Genomic DNA, 15,970 nt, shown 5'->3' with positions numbered 1-15,970 from the left:
ACCGTTGTCGCCGCACAGCGGGCACACAGGTTCCGCAGGGGCGCGGCACAGGAAACCCGCCCACGATGGGGGCATGGTCATGGACGCGCAGGGCCGCATCGAGCTGCGCCGCCCCGACGGCGAGCCGGTCCGGGTGCTGGTGGTCGACGACGAGCCGACGCTCACCGACCTGCTGTCGATGGCGCTGCGCTACGAGGGCTGGCAGGTGCGCAGCGCCGGCAACGGAATGGCGGCGCTGAGCGCGGCGCGGCAGTTCCAGCCCGACGCGGTGGTGCTCGACGTGATGCTGCCCGACCTGGACGGCTTCCAGGTGCTGCGCCGGCTGCGCGAGCAGGCGCCCACCGTCCCGGTGCTCTTCCTGACCGCGCGTGACGCGGTGGAGGAGCGGATCGCCGGGCTGACCGTGGGCGGCGACGACTACGTGACCAAGCCGTTCAGCCTCGAGGAGGTGATCGCCCGGCTGCGGGCGCTGTTGCGCCGCTCCGGGTTCGCGGTCGCCGCACGGGAGGAGGCGGTGCTCACCGTCGGCGACCTCACCCTCGACGAGGACAGCCACGAGGTACGCCGCGGCGGGCAGTTGGTCACCCTCACCGCCACCGAGTTCGAGCTGCTGCGTTACCTGATGCGCAACCCGCGCCGGGTGCTCAGCAAGGCGCAGATCCTCGACCGGGTCTGGAACTACGACTTCGGCGGCCAGGCCAACGTGGTCGAGCTCTACATCTCGTACCTGCGCAAGAAGATCGACGCCGGCCGGGAGCCGATGATCCACACGCTGCGCGGCGCGGGGTATGTCCTCAAACCGGCCGAGTGACGCCCGGCCGCGCGCCGGTGCGCTGCGCCGCCGGCTGGCCGGTTGGTCGTTGCGTACCCGGCTGGTGCTCGCCCTGGTCGCCCTGCTGGCGCTGGTCAGCGTGGCGATCGGTGGGCTCACCACGGTGGCGCTGCGGCACTTCCTGATCGACCGGGTCGACGCTCAGCTGGCCCCCACGGCGATGGGGCGCGGCGACCGTCCGTGGCGCGCGCCACCGGACGAGCGCGTGGAGATCCCACCCGGCCTGCCACCCGGGTCGGTGGTCGCCGTCATCGCCGGCGGTCAGGTGACCGCCGCCCGGACCCAGACCGGCAACCTGCCCGGTGGTGAGGCGATCGCGGTCGGCGAGGTCTCGGCGCTGACCCGACTGCCGGTCGGGGGTGCGCCGCGCACGGTGGACCTGGGCCAGCGCGGCGACTACCGCGCGGTGGCCCGGCAGTGGCCCAGCGGCCGGGTCCAGGTCGTCGCGCTGCCGCTGGCCGAGGTGCAGGAGACGGTCTGGTGGATGGTCGCCGCGCAGGCCGCGGTGGCTGCCGCCGGGCTGCTCGTCGCCGGTGGTCTCGGCGCGTTGATCGTCCGGGCCACCCTGCGTCCGCTGCGTCGGGTCGCCGCCACCGCCGGTCGGGTCAGCGAGCTGACGCTCGACCGGGGCGAGGTGGCCCTCTCCGAGCGGGTGCCCGAGCCGGACACCGACCCGCGTACCGAGGTGGGCCAGGTCGGCGCCGCGTTGAACCGGATGCTCGGGCACGTCGCCGCCGCCCTCGCCGCCCGGCAGGCCAGCGAGACCCGGGTCCGCCAGTTCGTCGCCGACGCCAGCCACGAGCTGCGTACGCCGCTCGCGGCGATCCGGGGGTACGCCGAGGTGGCCCGCCGCGGCCGCGACCGGGTGCCGCCGGACGTCGCGCACGCGCTGCGCCGGGTGGAGTCGGCGAGCACCCGGATGACCAGCCTCGTCGACGACCTGCTGCTGCTGGCCCGGCTCGACTCCGGCCGGCCCCTCGCCGTCGAGCCGGTCGACCTCTCCGCGCTGGTGGTGGATGCGGTCAGCGACGCGCACGCGGCCGGCCCCGATCATCGCTGGCAGCTGGACCTGCCGGACGTGGTGATCCTGGTGCCCGGCGACGCCGCCCGGTTGCACCAGGTGGTGGCGAACCTGTTGGCCAACGCCCGGGTGCACACCCCGCCGGGCACCACCGTCACCGTCACCCTGCGCGCCGAGCCGGACGCCGCCGTGCTCAGCGTCGCCGACGACGGGCCGGGCGTGCCGCCGGAGCTGCAACCGGAGGTCTTCGAACGGTTCGCCCGGGGAGACAGCTCCCGGTCGCGGGAGCACGGCAGCACCGGTCTGGGCCTGGCCATCGTGGCGGCCGTGGTGGAGGCGCACCACGGCGCGGTGGCGGTCGACAGCCGGCCCGGCCGGACGGTGTTCACCGTGCGGCTGCCGAATCCCACAGCCGGCGCGTAGCCGCCGCATTCCCACAGCCGGCGCATAGCGGGCGCACGGGGGCCGGCCAGGCCGGCCGCCGAGGCTTGCCGCCATGGACCGAACAGAGACCCTGCTGACCGTGCCCGCCGTGGCGCCACCGCAGACCACCAGCCCGGACGGCGGACCGCCGCCCGGAGCGGCGTGGCGGAGCCGGACCTGGAGCCGGCCGGCCCTGGCGGTGCTGCTGCTCGCCACCGGACTGCTCTACCTGTGGGGCCTGAGCGCCTCCGGCTGGGCCAACTCCTTCTACGCCGCGGCGGTGCAGGCCGGCTCGGTGAGCTGGAAGGCGTTCTTCTACGGCTCGTCGGACGCGGCGAACTCGATCACCGTCGACAAGACTCCGGCCTCGCTCTGGCTGATGGCCCTCTCGGTACGTGTCTTCGGGTTGAACAGCTGGGCGATGCTCGTCCCGCAGGCGCTCTGCGGGGTCGCCTCGGTCGGCGTGCTGTACGCCGCGGTGAAGCGCTGGTACGGCCCGGCCGCCGGCCTGCTCGCCGGCGCGGTGCTCGCGGTCACCCCGGTGGCCACCCTGATGTTCCGCTTCAACAACCCGGACGCGCTGCTGGTGCTGCTCCTGGTGGCCGGCGCGTACGCCACCGTCCGGGCGGTGGAGGCGGCCAGCACCCGCTGGATCATGCTCGCCGGCGCGCTGGTCGGCCTGGGCTTCCTCACCAAGATGCTGCAGGCGTTCCTGCTGGTGCCGGTCTTCGCCGGCGGCTACCTGCTGGCCGCGCCGACCGGCCTGGGGCGGCGGATCCGCGACCTGCTGCTGGCCGGGCTCGCCCTGGTGGTGGCCGCCGGCTGGTGGGTGGCCGTCGTCGAGCTGGTGCCGGCGAGTGCCCGGCCGTACATCGGCGGCTCGCAGACCAACAGCATCCTGGAGCTGACCCTCGGCTACAACGGTCTCGGCCGGATCACCGGCGACGAGGTCGGCAGCGTCGGCGGGGGCGGCGGCCGGGCGGGCGGCGGCGGACCGTTCGAGGGGCAGACCGGCTGGCTGCGGATGTTCGGCGGCGAGGTCGGCGGTCAGATCTCCTGGCTGCTGCCGGCCGCGCTGATCCTGCTCGTCGCCGGCCTGGTGCTGGCCGGCCGGGCCCCGCGTACCGACCGGCCCCGGGCGGGGCTGGTGCTCTGGGGCGGCTGGCTGGTGGTGACCGGCCTGATCTTCAGCTTCATGTCCGGCATCTTCCACGCGTACTACACCGTGGCGCTCGCCCCGGCGGTCGGCGCGCTGGTCGGCATCGGCGTCACCCTGCTCTGGCGGCGGCGCTCGGCGCTCGGCGGTGCGCGGTGGTGGGCCCCGGCGGCCACCGCGACGCTGGCCGGCACGCTGGCGGTGACCGCCTGGTGGTCCTGGTTGCTGCTCGGTCGCAGCCCGCAGTGGCATCCGTGGCTGCGGACCGCCGTGCTGGTGGCCGGCCTGGCCGTGGCGGCGCTGCTGCTCCTGGTCGACCGGCTGCCGCGCCGGGCCACGCCGGTGCTGCTCGCGTTCGGCGCCGCCGTGGCGCTCGCCGGGCCGGTGGCCTACTCGGTGCAGACCGCGGCCACGCCGCACACCGGCTCGATCCCGTCCGCCGGGCCGTTCGTCGCGGGCGGTCGCGGCGGCGGCTTCCCCGGCGGCCGGCCGCCGGGCGGCCTGGAGGGGCCGGGCGGCGCGGCCTTCCCCGCCGGGCAGAACGGCGCCGGCGTGCCCGGCGGCCAGAACGGCGCCGGAGTGCCTGGCGGCCAGAACGCCGGCGGCCAGGACGGCGGGCCCGGCTTCCCGGGCGGGCCGGGCCAGCCCACCGGCGACGGCACCGGCGCACCGGACGGTCAGCGTCCGGGCGGCGGGCAGAACGGCGGCCAGTTCCCCGGCGGGGGACCGGCGACCCGGGGCGGGGGCATGGGCGGGCTGCTGGACGCCCGGGAGCCCAGCGCCGCGCTGCGCGCGCTGCTGGAGCGCGACAGCGACCGGTACACCTGGGTCGCCGCCACGGTCGGGTCGAACAACGCCTCCGGCTACCAGCTTGCCACCGGCGATCCGGTGCTGCCGATCGGCGGGTTCAACGGCAGCGACCCGTCCCCGACGCTGGCCCAGTTCCAGCGGTACGTGGCCGACGGCGAGATCCACTACTTCATCGGCGGCGGCGGGTTCCGGGCCAACGGCGGCAGCTCCGCGTCGGGCGAGATCGCCTCCTGGGTCGCCGCGAGCTTCCCGGCGCAGACCGTCGACGGGGTCACCGTCTACGACCTGAGCGGCCCGGCGGAGGGATGAGCATGACCAACTCCACCGGCGCGCGGACGAGCCCGCAGACCCGGCAGAGCACACCGGCCGCCGTGCTGGACGTGGTGATCCCGGTCCACAACGAGCAGAACGACCTCGACCCGTGCGTACGGCGGCTGCACGCCCACCTGAGCGCGCACGTCCCGTACCCGTTCCAGATCACTATCGCCGACAACGCCAGCACCGACGCCACCCTCGCGGTGGCCGAGGCGCTCGCCGCCGAACTGCCCTCGGTCCGGGTGCTGCACCTGGCCGCCAAGGGGCGCGGGCGGGCGCTGCGGGCCGCCTGGTCGGCGTCGACCGCGCCGGTGCTCGCGTACATGGACGTGGACCTCTCCACCGACCTGGCGGCACTGCTGCCGCTGGTCGCCCCGCTCATCTCCGGCCACTCCGACCTGGCGATCGGCACCCGGCTGGCGCGGACCTCCCGGGTGGTCCGGGGCGCCAAGCGGGAAGTCATCTCCCGGGCGTACAACCTGCTGTTGCGCGGCACCCTGGCGGTCCGGTTCTCCGACGCGCAGTGCGGCTTCAAGGCGATCCGCGCCGACGTGGCGCAGGGCCTGCTGCCGCTGGTGCAGGACACCGGTTGGTTCTTCGACACCGAGCTGCTGGTGCTCGCCCAGCGGGCCGGCCTGCGGATCCACGAGGTGCCGGTGGACTGGGTGGACGACCCGGACAGCCGGGTGGACATCGTCGCCACCGCCTACGCCGATTTGCGGGGCATCGGGCGACTGGGTCGGGCGCTGCTGACCGGCGCGTTGCCCCTGGTCGAGCTGCGTGCGCAGCTGGGCCGGGCGCCGCTGGCCGCACCGCCGGCGCGGGTGCCGGTCGGGCTGCCCCGGCAGCTGGTCCGGTTCGCCGCCGTCGGGGTGGCCAGCACACTGGCGTACCTGCTGCTCTTCGTGGCCACCCGGGGCGCCCTCGGCGCCCAGCCGGCGAACCTGCTGGCGCTGCTGCTCACCGCGGTCGCCAACACCGCGGCCAACCGGCGGCTGACCTTCGGCATCAGCGGCCGCCGCGACGCCGGCCGGCACCACCTTCAGGGGCTGCTCGCCTTCGCCCTCGGGCTGGCCCTGACCAGCGGCGCGCTGGCCGGGCTGCACGCGGTCACCGTCGCGCCGGGCCGTCCGCTGGAGCTGGCCGTGCTGGTGGTGGCGAACCTGGCGGCGACGGTGCTGCGGTTCGTCCTGCTCCGCCTCGGCATGCACCACCGGCGCAACTGAGTCCCTGGCGGTCAGGGGGCCAGCACCTCGGCAAGGACCTCGACGACGCGCCGCGCGTGGCGCCCGTCGGGGTCCTCGTCGGCGTTCAGGTCGGCCACGCTCATGCCGAGCAGCCGGCCGGCGCGGGCCAGCGGCGTGACCAGCGCGACCAGGTCGGGCCAGCGCAGCCCGTCCGGCTCCGGGTAGGTGACCGCCGGCAGGTCGCGCGGGTCGACCGCGTCCAGGTCGAGGTGCAGCCAGGCGGGGCCGTCGCCGCCGTCGGCCAGCTCGACGCCGACCGCGCCCGGACCGCGCCGGAGCAGCTCGGCGGCGGGCAACTGGTGGATCCGCGGGTCGATCCGGGCCGCCTCGACCCGGCTGGTCTCCTCGGTGGACGGGCGGTGCCCGAGCAGGTGGACCCGGGCGGGGTCGACCAGCGCGCCGTCGACGCCCACCGCGGCGGCCGGGCCGTGCCCGGTTACCACGCTGAGGTCCATGTCGGCGCCCTCGCCGGTCTCGGAGGTCGCCCCGTCGAGGAAGTCCGGGTGACCGTCGACGAACCACAGCTCGCTGTCCGGCGGCAGGGCGAGGCAGATGCCGGGGAGGATCGCGCAGTCGCCACCCAGCACCAGCGGCCGCCGGCCCGCGGCGAGCAGCTCGCCGACCCGGGCGGCGATCGCCGCGCCGGCCTGGCGTACCGCGGCGGCGCCGATCAGGCCGCTGGCCGGATCGCGGGTGGGGTCGCCGACCAGGGCGTCGATCTGGCCACCGTCGTCGGCCGGCAGGGCGGCGAGCAGCCCGGCTTGGCGCAGCGCCGCCGGTGCCCGCTGCTCGCCCCGGCCCGCGCCGGACGAGTCCAGCGGCGCGTCCACCACGACCCAGCGCACACCGGCAGGCTACCGGTGCCCCGCGCGCCGGCGCGGGGGTTCGGTGTCGTCCGGGGCGCCGCCGGCGTGGCAGGCTGGTCGGCATGTACCGGGAGCGCCCGGCCGGCGTCGCCGGCGCCGTGCTGTGGACCAGCGCCAACCCGGGCGGCGAGCGGATCAGCCGGGTGCTGCCGGACGGCTGCGTCGACCTGCTCTGGTCCAGCCGGGCCGGGCTGCTGGTGGCCGGCCCGGACCGGACCGCGTTCGTGAGCGTCAGCGCGCCGGGGGAGCGGTGGGTGGGGCTCCGGCTGCCGCCGGGCGTCGGCCCTGCCGTGTTCGGTGTGCCGGCCGACGAGCTGCGGGACGCCCGGGTGCCGCTCGCCGCGCTCTGGGGCGACCGGGCGGTGGCCGACCTGCCCGAGCGGGCCGCCGCCGACCCGGCGGCCGTGCTGCCGGCGCTCGCCGCCGCCCGGCTGCGGGCGGCCGGCGGACCGGACCGGCTCGGGGCCCGGGTCGCCGCCGCCGCGGCCGCCGGCGTGCCGGTCGCCGCCATCGCCGCCGAGGTCGACCTGGACCCGCGCACCCTGCACCGCCGCAGCCGGCGCCTCTTCGGGTACGGCCCGAAGACGCTCACCCGGATCCTGCGGATGCGCCGGGCGCTGGACCTGGCCCGGTCCGGCGTGACGCTGGCCGAGGTGGCCGCCGCGTGCGGCTACGCCGATCAGGCGCACCTCAGCCGCGAGGTGCGGGACCTGGCCGGTGTCCCGCCGACCGCGCTGCTGGCGGGCTGAGCGGGGCGCTCACCCCTGGGCGAGCGCGGCGTAGAGGTCGACGCCGTTGCCCTCGGGGTCGTGCAGCACCGCGTAGCGCTGCCCCCAGAAGGCGTCCCAGGGCTTCAGCTCGCCGTGGAAGCCGGCCTCGGTCATCCTCGCGTACCGGCGGTCGACCTCGGCCGCGTCGGCGCAGCGGAAGGCGAGGTTGATCCGGGGGCTGCCGGTCGGCGGCGTCCAGTCCGGGTTGAAGGAGCGGATCATCGTCACGTCGTCCCAGGCGATCCGGACGCCGTCGGTGAGGGTGGCCTCCACGTGCGGTTCGGACTCGGCCCCGGGTGGGATGTCCAGCCCGAGCCGGCGGTAGAAGTCGAGGGTGCGGGCCATGTCCGTGGTGGCCAGGCCGATGAAGTCGAATCGGAGCGTCATGCCGTCCCACGCTAGGGATCGCACCGCCGGATGTCTTGAACGAAACGGACGGGGGACGAGTGTCCGGTGTGCCCTCACGGCGACGATGATCGGCGTACGGTGGCAGACAAGTCCGGCTTTCCGGGTCAAAAGCCTCAGGCTCTACCGCTCGGGACGCCGGTGACATGACGGCGAGGGGAAGGAGCGGTCGGTGATCCATCTGGCCTACCTGGACGCGGGGTCCGGCAGCCTGATCGTGCAGGCGGTGGTCGGCGGGGTCGCCGGCGTCGCGGTGGCCGCCAAGCTCTACTGGCGGCGACTGGTCGACCGGTTCCGCCGGCAGCCCACCGACCACCGCTGACCCGGCCGGCACCGGCGATGGCGATCTCCCCCGCGGGCCTGCGGCCCGAACCCGGCTCCTTCCGCGACCCGGCCAACCGCGTCTTCCACGCCGGCGACGACGTGCTTCGCGGCCTCGACGCGCGGGCGGCCGAGGACTGGCGCGCGCTGGCCGGCACCGACTTCTTCACCGCGCTGCTCGCCGCCGGCAAGGTCTGCGGCACCGAGGCGATGGAGCCGGCCCGGGTGCCCACCGACACCCCGTGGGCCGCCGTGCTGCGTCACGAGCGGATCCCCTTCATCTCCCACCCGTACGAGTGGTCGTTCAGCATGCTGCGCGACGCCGCGCTGCTGCACCTGGAGATCCTCCGGGCGGCGCTGCCCGCCGGGTTCACCACCAAGGACGGCTCGGCCTACAACCTCCAGTGGCGCGGCAGCGAACCGGTCTTCATCGACGTCGGCTCCTTCGAGCCGGTACGCGACGGCGAACCCTGGGCCGGCTACCGCCAGTTCTGCCAGACCCTGCTCTACCCGCTGCTGCTCACCGCGCACCTCGGGGTGGACTTCCAGCCGTGGCTGCGGGCCCGGGTGGACGGCATCGAGGCCGACCAGCTCCGGCCGCTGTTCCGCGGCGCCCGGCGGCTGCTGCCCGGCGTACCGACCCACCTGCACCTGCACGGGGCGATGCAGAGCCGCAACGCCGCCGCGAGCACCACCGACGTGCGCGCCCAGTTGCGCGCCGCCGGCTACTCCCGCGAGCTGGCGCTGGCCACCGTACGCGGCATCGAGAAGCTGGTCCGCCGGCTCGACCGGCGCCCGGCGACCAGCCACTGGGCCGACTACCAGCGCACCTGCGGATACTCGTCCCAGGACCGGGTGGCCAAGGAACGCTTCGTCACCGCGGCGCTGGCCGACGGCCCCCGGCCCCGGCTGGTGCTCGACCTCGGTGCCAACGACGGCCGCTACGCCCGCCTCGCCGCCCAGCACGCCGATCAGGTGGTCGCCGTCGAGCAGGACCCGGCCGTCGCCGACGCGCTCTACCGGGCGCTGCGCGAGGAGCGGCAGCAGCGGATCCTGCCGCTGGTGATGGACCTCGCCGACCCGTCGCCCGGCGGTGGCTGGCGCGGCGTCGAGCGGGCCTCCTTCGCCGACCGGGCCGCCGCCGCCGACGTGGTGCTCGCCCTGGCCGTGGTGCACCACCTGGCGATCGGCCGCAACGTACCGCTGCCCGAGGTGGTGGACTGGCTCGCCGGCCCCGGCACGCCCGGCGCGCGGATCGTGGTGGAGTTCGTCCACCCGGACGACCCGATGGCCCGGCGGTTGCTGGCGAACAAGCCCGACGGCCTCTTCCCGGACTACCGCCGCGAAGAGTTCGAACGGCTGCTGGCGGCGCGCTGCCGGATCGCCCGGCGTGCGGAGCTGCCGTCGGGCACCCGGACCCTGTACACGGCGGTCGTGGGTGGCTGAGCCGGCACCCACCGGCGGTCCACCGCCGGGCCCGGCCGACGATGTCGCGCCGCCGAGCGGCACCGCATCGGCGGGCGAGCGACGCCGGCGCTGGCTGCTCGGCGCGCGGGCCGAGCTGGGCCGGCTGCTGGAGATCGTGGCGCTGGTCGGGCTGGTGGTCACCCAGCCGCTGCTGGACGTGCTCGGTCGCAGCCCCGATTTCTTCCTCTTCCACCGCGCCCACCGGGCGGACATCCTGCTTCTGGTGGCCCTGGTCGCGGTGGTGCCCACCGTGCCACCGGCGCTGCTCGGCGCGCTGAGCCGGCTGGCCGGCCGGGCCGCCCGGTCGGTGACGCACACCGTGCTGGTGGGGGCCCTGCTCGCCGCGCTGGCCGTGCAGGTCGGCCGGCACGGCACGCCGCTGCGGGGCGTACCGCTGCTGCTGGCCGCGGTGGCGCTCGGCGCGCTCGGGGCGGCCGCCCACCGGCGGTGGCGGGCGCCCGGCCGGGTGCTGCGGCTGGCCGCCGTCGGCCCGCTGGTCTTCGTCGGGCTCTTCCTGGCCGCCTCGCCCAGCTCCGTGCTGGTCCTGCCGCGCGCCGCGGACGGCGCCGCCGGTACCGCCGCGACCGCCGTGCACCCGCCGGTGGTCATGCTCGTCCTCGACGAACTGCCGTTGGTCTCGCTGCTCGGCCCGGACGGCCGCGTCGACGCCGCGCGGTTCCCGCACTTCGCCGAGTTGGCCGGCGGTTCGACCTGGTACCGCAACGCCACCGGGGTGAGCGGCTGGACGCCCTACGCGCTGCCGGCGATGCTCACCGGCAGATATCCGGCGCGTGGCGTCGCGCCGCACTACTCGCAGTACCCGGACAACCTCTTCACCGCCTTCGGCGGCCTGTACGACATCCGCGCCGAGGAGAGCATCACCCGGCTCTGCCCGCCCAGCCGCTGCGAACAGCCGGTCGCCCCGGAGCAGGGGCTCGGCGTGCTGGTCCGGGAGACCGGGCGGCTGCTGGGTCAGGTCACCGCGCCGCAGGAGAGCCGGGTCGACCCGGAGGACTCCTACCGGGAGCAGACCCGCACGGAGGCCGGCCTGGACGCCGCCGAGTCGGTGCCGGCCGACCCGAAGTTCCGCTGGGACAGCCTGGACGACAACCAACCCGCCCGGTTCACCAGTTTCCTGGCCGGGTTGAAGCCCGCCCCCCGCCCCACGCTGCACTTCCTGCACCTGCTGATGCCGCACTCGCCGTGGGCCTTCCTGCCCTCCGGGGTTCGCTACGACGCCCCGGACGACCTGCCGAACGACGGCGCCGGCTGGGTGGAGCTGGCCCGGCAGCGGCACCTGGCCCAGCTCGGCTACACCGACCGGCTGATCGGTGAGACGCTGCGCACGCTGCGCGCCAGCGGCCTCTACGACCAGGCGATGGTGGTGGTCACGGCCGACCACGGGGTGAGCTTCAGCAAGGGTTTCCAGGGTCGTGGCATGGACGCCATCAAGGCCGCCCCCGGTGAGGTGGCCTGGGTGCCGATGTTCGTCAAGGAGCCCGGCCAGCGCGCCGGCCGGGTCGACGACCGCAACTGGGAGCACGTCGACCTGCTGCCGACCGTGGCCGACGAGGCCGGCATCCGGTTGCCGTGGCGGGTGGACGGGCGCTCGGCCCGCTCGGCGCCCCGGCCGCCCGGCCAGAAGCACTTCTACGACCGGCCGGGGGAGCCGGTGACCATCCCGGACGGGGTGCCGACGCCCCCGCCGCTGCCGGCCGCGCACCCCCTGGTCGGCACGACCGTGCGGCAGGGCCCGGCGGCCGGCGGGTCGGCCCGGGTCGCCGACCTGGCCGCGTTCCGCGCCACCGACCCCGACACCGGCGCGCTGCCGGCGCTGGTCTGGGGTGACGTCCCGGATTCGCTACCCGACGGCACGCTGCTGGCGGTGGCGGTCAACGGCCGGATCGGCGCGGTGGTGCCGGTGGTGCCCCCCGATCAGGGTGGCCGACGCTTCGCCGCCCTGCTCGCCGACGACCGGCTCTTCCACGCCGGGCCGAACAAGCTCGACGTCTACCAGATCGCCGGTGACGGCGGGCTGCGCCATCTCGCGCTCTCCTGAACCGGTGGGTACCGTTCGTCGGGTTTCCCAGCCCTCCGGTCGGGAATCGGGTGACGCATACCTCACCGCCGAACCACGGTGGGCGGTGTCCCGGGAACCGCAATTACGGTAGAAGCGAAGGCAATTCAACGTAGATCTGCCGGCGAAGCGAGGAACCACATGACGGAAGTCAAGCTCGATCACCCCGGTGGGCAGCTGTCGATGCCGGTGCACTCCGCGGTCGAAGGCCCCGGTGGTATCGGGGTGAGCAAGCTGCTGAAGGAGACCGGGCTGACGACGTACGACCCCGGTTTCGTCAACACCGCGTCGTGCTCGTCCGCGATCACCTACATCGACGGCGACGCAGGGATCCTGCGTTACCGGGGGTACCCGATCGAGCAGCTGGCTGAGAAGTCCTCCTTCCTGGAGGTCTCCTACCTGCTCATCTACGGTGAGCTGCCGACTGAGCAGCAGCTGAACGAGTTCACCGAGTGGATTCGCCGGCACTCGCTGCTGCACGAGGAGATGCGCCGCTTCTTCGACGGCTTCCCCCGGGACGCCCACCCGATGGCCGTGCTCTCGTCCGCGGTCAGCGCGCTCTCCACCTTCTACCAGGACAGCCTGGACCCGTTCGACTCCGAGCACGTGGAGATCTCCACGGTCCGGCTGATGGCGAAGGTCCCGACCATCGCCTCGTACGCCTACAAGAAGTCGATCGGGCAGCCGCTGCTCTACCCGGACAACTCGCTGGGGTACGTGGACAACCTGCTGCGGATGACCTTCGGCGTGCCGGCGGAGCCGTACGAGGTCGACCCGGTGATGGCCCGGGTGCTGGACATGCTCTTCATCCTGCACGCCGACCACGAGCAGAACTGCTCCACCTCGACCGTCCGGCTGGTGGGCTCCAGCAACGCCAACCTGTTCGCCTCGGTCTCGGCCGGCGTGAACGCGCTCTTCGGCCCGCTGCACGGCGGCGCCAACCAGGCCGTGCTGGAGATGCTCCAGAAGATCAAGGCCGACGGCGGCGACGTCCGCTCCTTCGTGCAGAAGGTGAAGGACAAGCAGGACGGCGTCAAGCTGATGGGCTTCGGCCACCGGGTCTACAAGAACTACGACCCGCGCGCCGCCATCGTGAAGAAGGCCGCTCAGGACGTGCTCGGCCGGATGGCCAAGCCGGACCCGCTGCTGGACATCGCGATGGAGCTGGAGGAGATCGCGCTCGCCGACGACTTCTTCGTCTCCCGCCGGCTCTACCCGAACGTGGACTTCTACACCGGCCTGATCTACAAGGCCATGGGCTTCCCGACCAAGATGTTCACGGTGCTCTTCGCCCTGGGCCGGCTCCCCGGCTGGATCGCCCAGTGGCGCGAGATGATCAACGACCCGGAGACCAAGATCGGCCGTCCGCGGCAGGTCTACGCCGGCTCGCCCGAGCGGGACTACGTGCCCTTCGGCAACCGCTGACCTTCGGCTCCACCACCGGCAGGCCGCCGACCCACTCGGGTCGGCGGTCTGCCGCGTCTGCGGGAGGTGAGCAATCCGAGGACGGTCGCGTCGCTTTGCGGGGCTGAGCGTGACGCCCGGTTGCGGGTCTGTCCGCGGTGCCGCCGCTCGTGCTGGTCGCTGTCGAACTGCTCCATATCTGGACCGGGCGGGCCGGGCCCGGAGGTCGAGCCCGCGGCGGTTGGCCGCGTCATCGGGACGAGGCCGACGACCCGCGCGAGGAACCGGGTAGCGGGATGACCGGTGGTGCTGCGTAGTGTTGGCGCCATGTCGAGCCCTGAGGCATCCAAGGTGGGGGCTTTCGGTCACGCCGTCAGCCCCCGGAACCGCTGAGTTCCTAGTCCGCTGCCAAGCGGTTCTCGCTGCGTAGGACATTCACGCGCACCCTTGGGGCTGGCCGCGGTGACGAGACGTCTCCTCGTTCTCTCTCACCTCGGAGCTCTCGATGCCTCTGCCGCTCTACCTGCTTGCCGTGGCGGTCTTCGCCATGGGTACCTCGGAGTTCATGCTCGCCGGCCTGGTGCCGGACATCGCCACGAGCCTCGACGTGTCAGTCGGGGCCGCCGGGCTTCTGACCTCGGCGTTCGCTGTCGGGATGATCTCCGGCGCGCCGCTGATGGCGGCGCTTGCACGCCGGTGGCCGGCCCGGCCCAGTCTGCTGGGCTTCGTGCTGGTTTTCGCCGCGGCCCACGTCGTGGGCGCCCTCACGACGAGTTTCGCGGTCCTGCTCGTCACCCGGGTGATCGCCGCCCTGGCCAACGCGGGCTTCCTGGCTGTGGCACTGAGCACGGCGGCCACGCTCGTCGCAAGTGATCAGAAAGGGCGTGCGCTGGCGGTGCTGCTCTCCGGTACGACGGTGGCCACCATCGCCGGAGTTCCCGGCGGTGCGTTACTCGGCACGTTGCTCGGCTGGCGGGCAACCTTCTGGGCGATCGCACTACTCTGCGTGCCCGCTGCCTACGGCGTCGTGAGGAGCATTCCGGCCCGTGCCGGAACGACCCCTCAGGGCACTCCGGCTGGCTCGTCCCTGCGGGGTGAGCTCGCCCAGCTCGCCATGCCCAGGCTGGTCCTGGTCATGCTGCTCGGTGCCTTGGTCAACGCTGCCACCTTCGCGACGTTCACCTTCCTGGCGCCGATCGTGACCGGCACCACCGACCTGGGCGAGCTGTGGGTCCCGGTCGTGCTGGTGCTCTTCGGTGTCGGGTCGTTTGCCGGCGTCACCCTCGCGGGACGGTTCTCCGATAAGCGTCCCGGCATCGTGATCGCAGTCGGTGGCCCGTTGCTGTTGCTCGGCTGGGTGGCGCTGGCAACCCTGGCTGCCCGGCCGGTGGCGCTTCTGCTCCTCGTGTTCGTGCAGGGCATGCTTTCCTTCGCGTTGGGCAGCACCCTGATCGCCAGAGTGCTCTACGCGGCGGCGGGCGCCCCCACCATGGGAGGGTCGTATGCGACCGCGGCGCTCAACATCGGTGCTGCTGGCGGCCCCGTCGTGGCAGCAGCGACCCTCGGTGCCAATGCTGGTGACCTCGGGCCGGTGTGGGTCAGCGGCCTCCTGGTTGCGATCGCCCTGCTCATCGCCCTACCGCTCCTGCGAGTCATCGCACCCCGCGTCGACCAGACGACACGATGACCCACGCGAACCGGGGGAGCGCGGTCTGATCAGCGGTTCATATCTGGAGCAGTTCGACAGCGTCGGCGGGGCCGGGCTGCCCCGCCGACGCCTAGGTCAGGCGGGGCTGCCCCGTCGACGCGAACCTCAGCGCAGGCCGGCGGCGGCGAGGAGGTTGCCGGCGGCGACCGGCGGGAGAGCGCGACCGGCCGACATGCGCTGGGCGGCGCGCTCGGTCGTGAACGCCGGGGCGGTGGCGATGGCGGCCCCGTAGCTCGCCGCGGTCCGGTGCGCGATCGCCGCCCAGCCGTACTGCTCGTGCACCATCGCGCGGGCCCGGCGGGCCAGCGCCCGCGCCCGGTCCCGGTCGGAGAGCAGCGCGTGCACCGCCTCGGTCAGCCCGTCCGGGTCCTGCGGCCGGAAGGTCATTCCGGTCACCCCCGGCTCGACGATCTCGGCCAGCCCGCCGGTCGCGGCGACCGCGAGCGGGGCGCCGGCCGCCGCCCCCTCCAGGGCGACCATGCCGAACGGCTCGTAGATGCTCGGCACCGCGAAACAGTCCGACGCCGCCATCACCGCGGGCAGCTCGGCTCCGCCCAGGAAGCCGGGCATGCTGACCGCGCCGGCCAGGCCGAGCCGGTGCACGTCGGCCTCCAACTCGGCCCGGTAGGGGCCGTCACCGGCGATCACCACGCGCAGGCCGGGGTGCCGCTCCCGCAGCCGGGGCACCCCGGCGAGCAGGTGCTGCACACCCTTCTCGTAGACCAGCCGGCCGGCGAAGGTGACCAGCGGACCGTCCCCGGCGAACCGGGCCCGGGCGGCGGCCACCGCGCTGCGCGACGCCCGCCAGCGGTGCGGCTCGACCCCGTTGGCCACCACGTCCACCCGCCCGGCCGGCACCCCGAAGAGCCCGGTCACCTCGTCACGCATGTAGCCCGAGCAGACGATCACCCGGCCGGACTCGGTGCTGAGCCACTGCTCGACGCCGTGGATGGTGCGGTTCATCTCCTCGGGCAGCCAACCCTGGTGCCGGCCCGCCTCGGTGGCGTGGATCGTGGTGACCAGCGGGATGTCCAGGTGCTCGCGCAACGTCATCGCGGTGTGCGCGACCAGCCAGTCGTGGGCGTGGATGACGTCGTAGTCGCCGGCCTCGGTGGCGCGCAGGGCGGCCCGGGTGAGGGTGTGGTTGA

13 protein-coding genes are annotated in these 15,970 nt (G+C 74.4%); 10 read left to right on the top strand and 3 right to left on the bottom strand.

Annotated elements, in window-relative coordinates:
* Positions 1–73 precede the first annotated feature (73 nt).
* From AB0C04_RS25380 to AB0C04_RS25365, 4 genes are all read left to right on the top strand, one after another.
* A complete protein-coding gene (locus AB0C04_RS25380) occupies positions 74–811 on the top strand; it encodes a response regulator transcription factor (RefSeq protein ID WP_357058779.1) in 738 nt (245 codons plus the stop codon).
* Positions 789–2,276, top strand: a complete 1,488-nt coding sequence (locus AB0C04_RS25375) for a HAMP domain-containing sensor histidine kinase (RefSeq protein ID WP_357058776.1) — start codon at positions 789–791, stop codon at positions 2,274–2,276. Before AB0C04_RS25380 ends, AB0C04_RS25375 begins: the two co-directional genes overlap by 23 nt.
* Positions 2,277–2,349: 73 nt before the next feature.
* Positions 2,350–4,551, top strand: a complete 2,202-nt coding sequence (locus tag AB0C04_RS25370; protein WP_357058774.1) for a glycosyltransferase family 39 protein — start codon at positions 2,350–2,352, stop codon at positions 4,549–4,551.
* Between the two features lie 2 nt (positions 4,552–4,553).
* Positions 4,554–5,783 (top strand): dolichyl-phosphate beta-glucosyltransferase, encoded by a 1,230-nt coding sequence (locus AB0C04_RS25365; protein WP_357058771.1) that lies wholly within the window; start codon positions 4,554–4,556, stop codon positions 5,781–5,783.
* Positions 5,784–5,794: 11 nt separating this feature from the next.
* Here the strand turns inward: AB0C04_RS25365 and AB0C04_RS25360 are convergent, their stop codons facing one another.
* Positions 5,795–6,649, bottom strand: a complete 855-nt coding sequence (locus tag AB0C04_RS25360; RefSeq protein WP_357058769.1) for an arginase family protein — start codon at positions 6,647–6,649, stop codon at positions 5,795–5,797.
* Between the two features lie 83 nt (positions 6,650–6,732).
* Here AB0C04_RS25360 and AB0C04_RS25355 point away from each other — a divergent pair, with 83 nt between their 5' ends.
* Positions 6,733–7,419, top strand: a complete 687-nt coding sequence (locus AB0C04_RS25355; protein ID WP_357058767.1) for a helix-turn-helix transcriptional regulator — start codon at positions 6,733–6,735, stop codon at positions 7,417–7,419.
* Between the two features lie 9 nt (positions 7,420–7,428).
* Here AB0C04_RS25355 and AB0C04_RS25350 read toward each other — a convergent pair whose 3' ends face one another.
* A complete protein-coding gene (locus AB0C04_RS25350) occupies positions 7,429–7,827 on the bottom strand; it encodes a VOC family protein (protein WP_357058765.1) in 399 nt (132 codons plus the stop codon).
* Positions 7,828–8,017: 190 nt separating this feature from the next.
* Between AB0C04_RS25350 and AB0C04_RS25345 the strand changes: the two genes are divergently transcribed.
* The 5 genes from AB0C04_RS25345 (at position 8,018) to AB0C04_RS25325 (ending at position 14,801) form a co-directional block, all read left to right on the top strand.
* Positions 8,018–8,167, top strand: coding sequence for a hypothetical protein (locus tag AB0C04_RS25345; RefSeq protein ID WP_350876644.1), 150 nt, complete (start codon positions 8,018–8,020; stop codon positions 8,165–8,167).
* Positions 8,168–8,184: 17 nt separating this feature from the next.
* A complete protein-coding gene (locus tag AB0C04_RS25340; protein ID WP_357058762.1) occupies positions 8,185–9,612 on the top strand; it encodes a class I SAM-dependent methyltransferase in 1,428 nt (475 codons plus the stop codon).
* Between the two features lie 94 nt (positions 9,613–9,706).
* The gene (locus AB0C04_RS25335; RefSeq protein WP_357059319.1) at positions 9,707–11,692 is read left to right on the top strand and encodes a sulfatase-like hydrolase/transferase; all 1,986 of its coding nucleotides are present in this window, start codon (positions 9,707–9,709) and stop codon (positions 11,690–11,692) included.
* Between the two features lie 159 nt (positions 11,693–11,851).
* Entirely contained in the window at positions 11,852–13,135 is a 1,284-nt protein-coding gene (locus AB0C04_RS25330; protein ID WP_357058759.1) for a citrate synthase, read from the top strand.
* 484 nt (positions 13,136–13,619) lie between these two features.
* A complete protein-coding gene (locus AB0C04_RS25325; protein ID WP_357058756.1) occupies positions 13,620–14,801 on the top strand; it encodes a Cmx/CmrA family chloramphenicol efflux MFS transporter in 1,182 nt (393 codons plus the stop codon).
* A 126-nt stretch (positions 14,802–14,927) separates the two neighbouring features.
* On the opposite strand, the gene AB0C04_RS25320 is transcribed toward AB0C04_RS25325, so the two are convergent.
* Positions 14,928–15,970, bottom strand: a 1,043-nt coding sequence (locus tag AB0C04_RS25320; RefSeq protein ID WP_357058753.1) for a glycosyltransferase family 4 protein, incomplete at its 5' end; no start/stop codon positions are given.

Source organism: Micromonospora sp. NPDC048909 (assembly GCF_040649635.1).
In the GTDB taxonomy this organism is placed as follows: domain Bacteria; phylum Actinomycetota; class Actinomycetes; order Mycobacteriales; family Micromonosporaceae; genus Micromonospora.
The sequence above is the reverse complement of the archived record's forward strand: the minus strand, read 5'-3'. Positions and strand labels throughout refer to the sequence as shown.

Bases quoted from the DNA above. Each gene is read 5' to 3' on its own strand.
- AB0C04_RS25355 (WP_357058767.1), top strand. From the start codon at position 6,733: ATGTACCGGGAGCGCCCGGCCGGCGTCGCCGGCGCCGTGCTGTGGACC.
- AB0C04_RS25370 (WP_357058774.1), top strand. From the start codon at position 2,350: ATGGACCGAACAGAGACCCTGCTGACCGTGCCCGCCGTGGCGCCACCG.
- AB0C04_RS25325 (WP_357058756.1), top strand. From the start codon at position 13,620: ATGCCTCTGCCGCTCTACCTGCTTGCCGTGGCGGTCTTCGCCATGGGT.
- AB0C04_RS25340 (WP_357058762.1), top strand. From the start codon at position 8,185: ATGGCGATCTCCCCCGCGGGCCTGCGGCCCGAACCCGGCTCCTTCCGC.
- AB0C04_RS25365 (WP_357058771.1), top strand. From the start codon at position 4,554: ATGACCAACTCCACCGGCGCGCGGACGAGCCCGCAGACCCGGCAGAGC.
- AB0C04_RS25380 (WP_357058779.1), top strand. From the start codon at position 74: ATGGTCATGGACGCGCAGGGCCGCATCGAGCTGCGCCGCCCCGACGGC.
- AB0C04_RS25375 (WP_357058776.1), top strand. From the start codon at position 789: ATGTCCTCAAACCGGCCGAGTGACGCCCGGCCGCGCGCCGGTGCGCTG.
- AB0C04_RS25350 (WP_357058765.1), bottom strand. From the start codon at position 7,827: ATGACGCTCCGATTCGACTTCATCGGCCTGGCCACCACGGACATGGCC.
- AB0C04_RS25330 (WP_357058759.1), top strand. From the start codon at position 11,852: ATGACGGAAGTCAAGCTCGATCACCCCGGTGGGCAGCTGTCGATGCCG.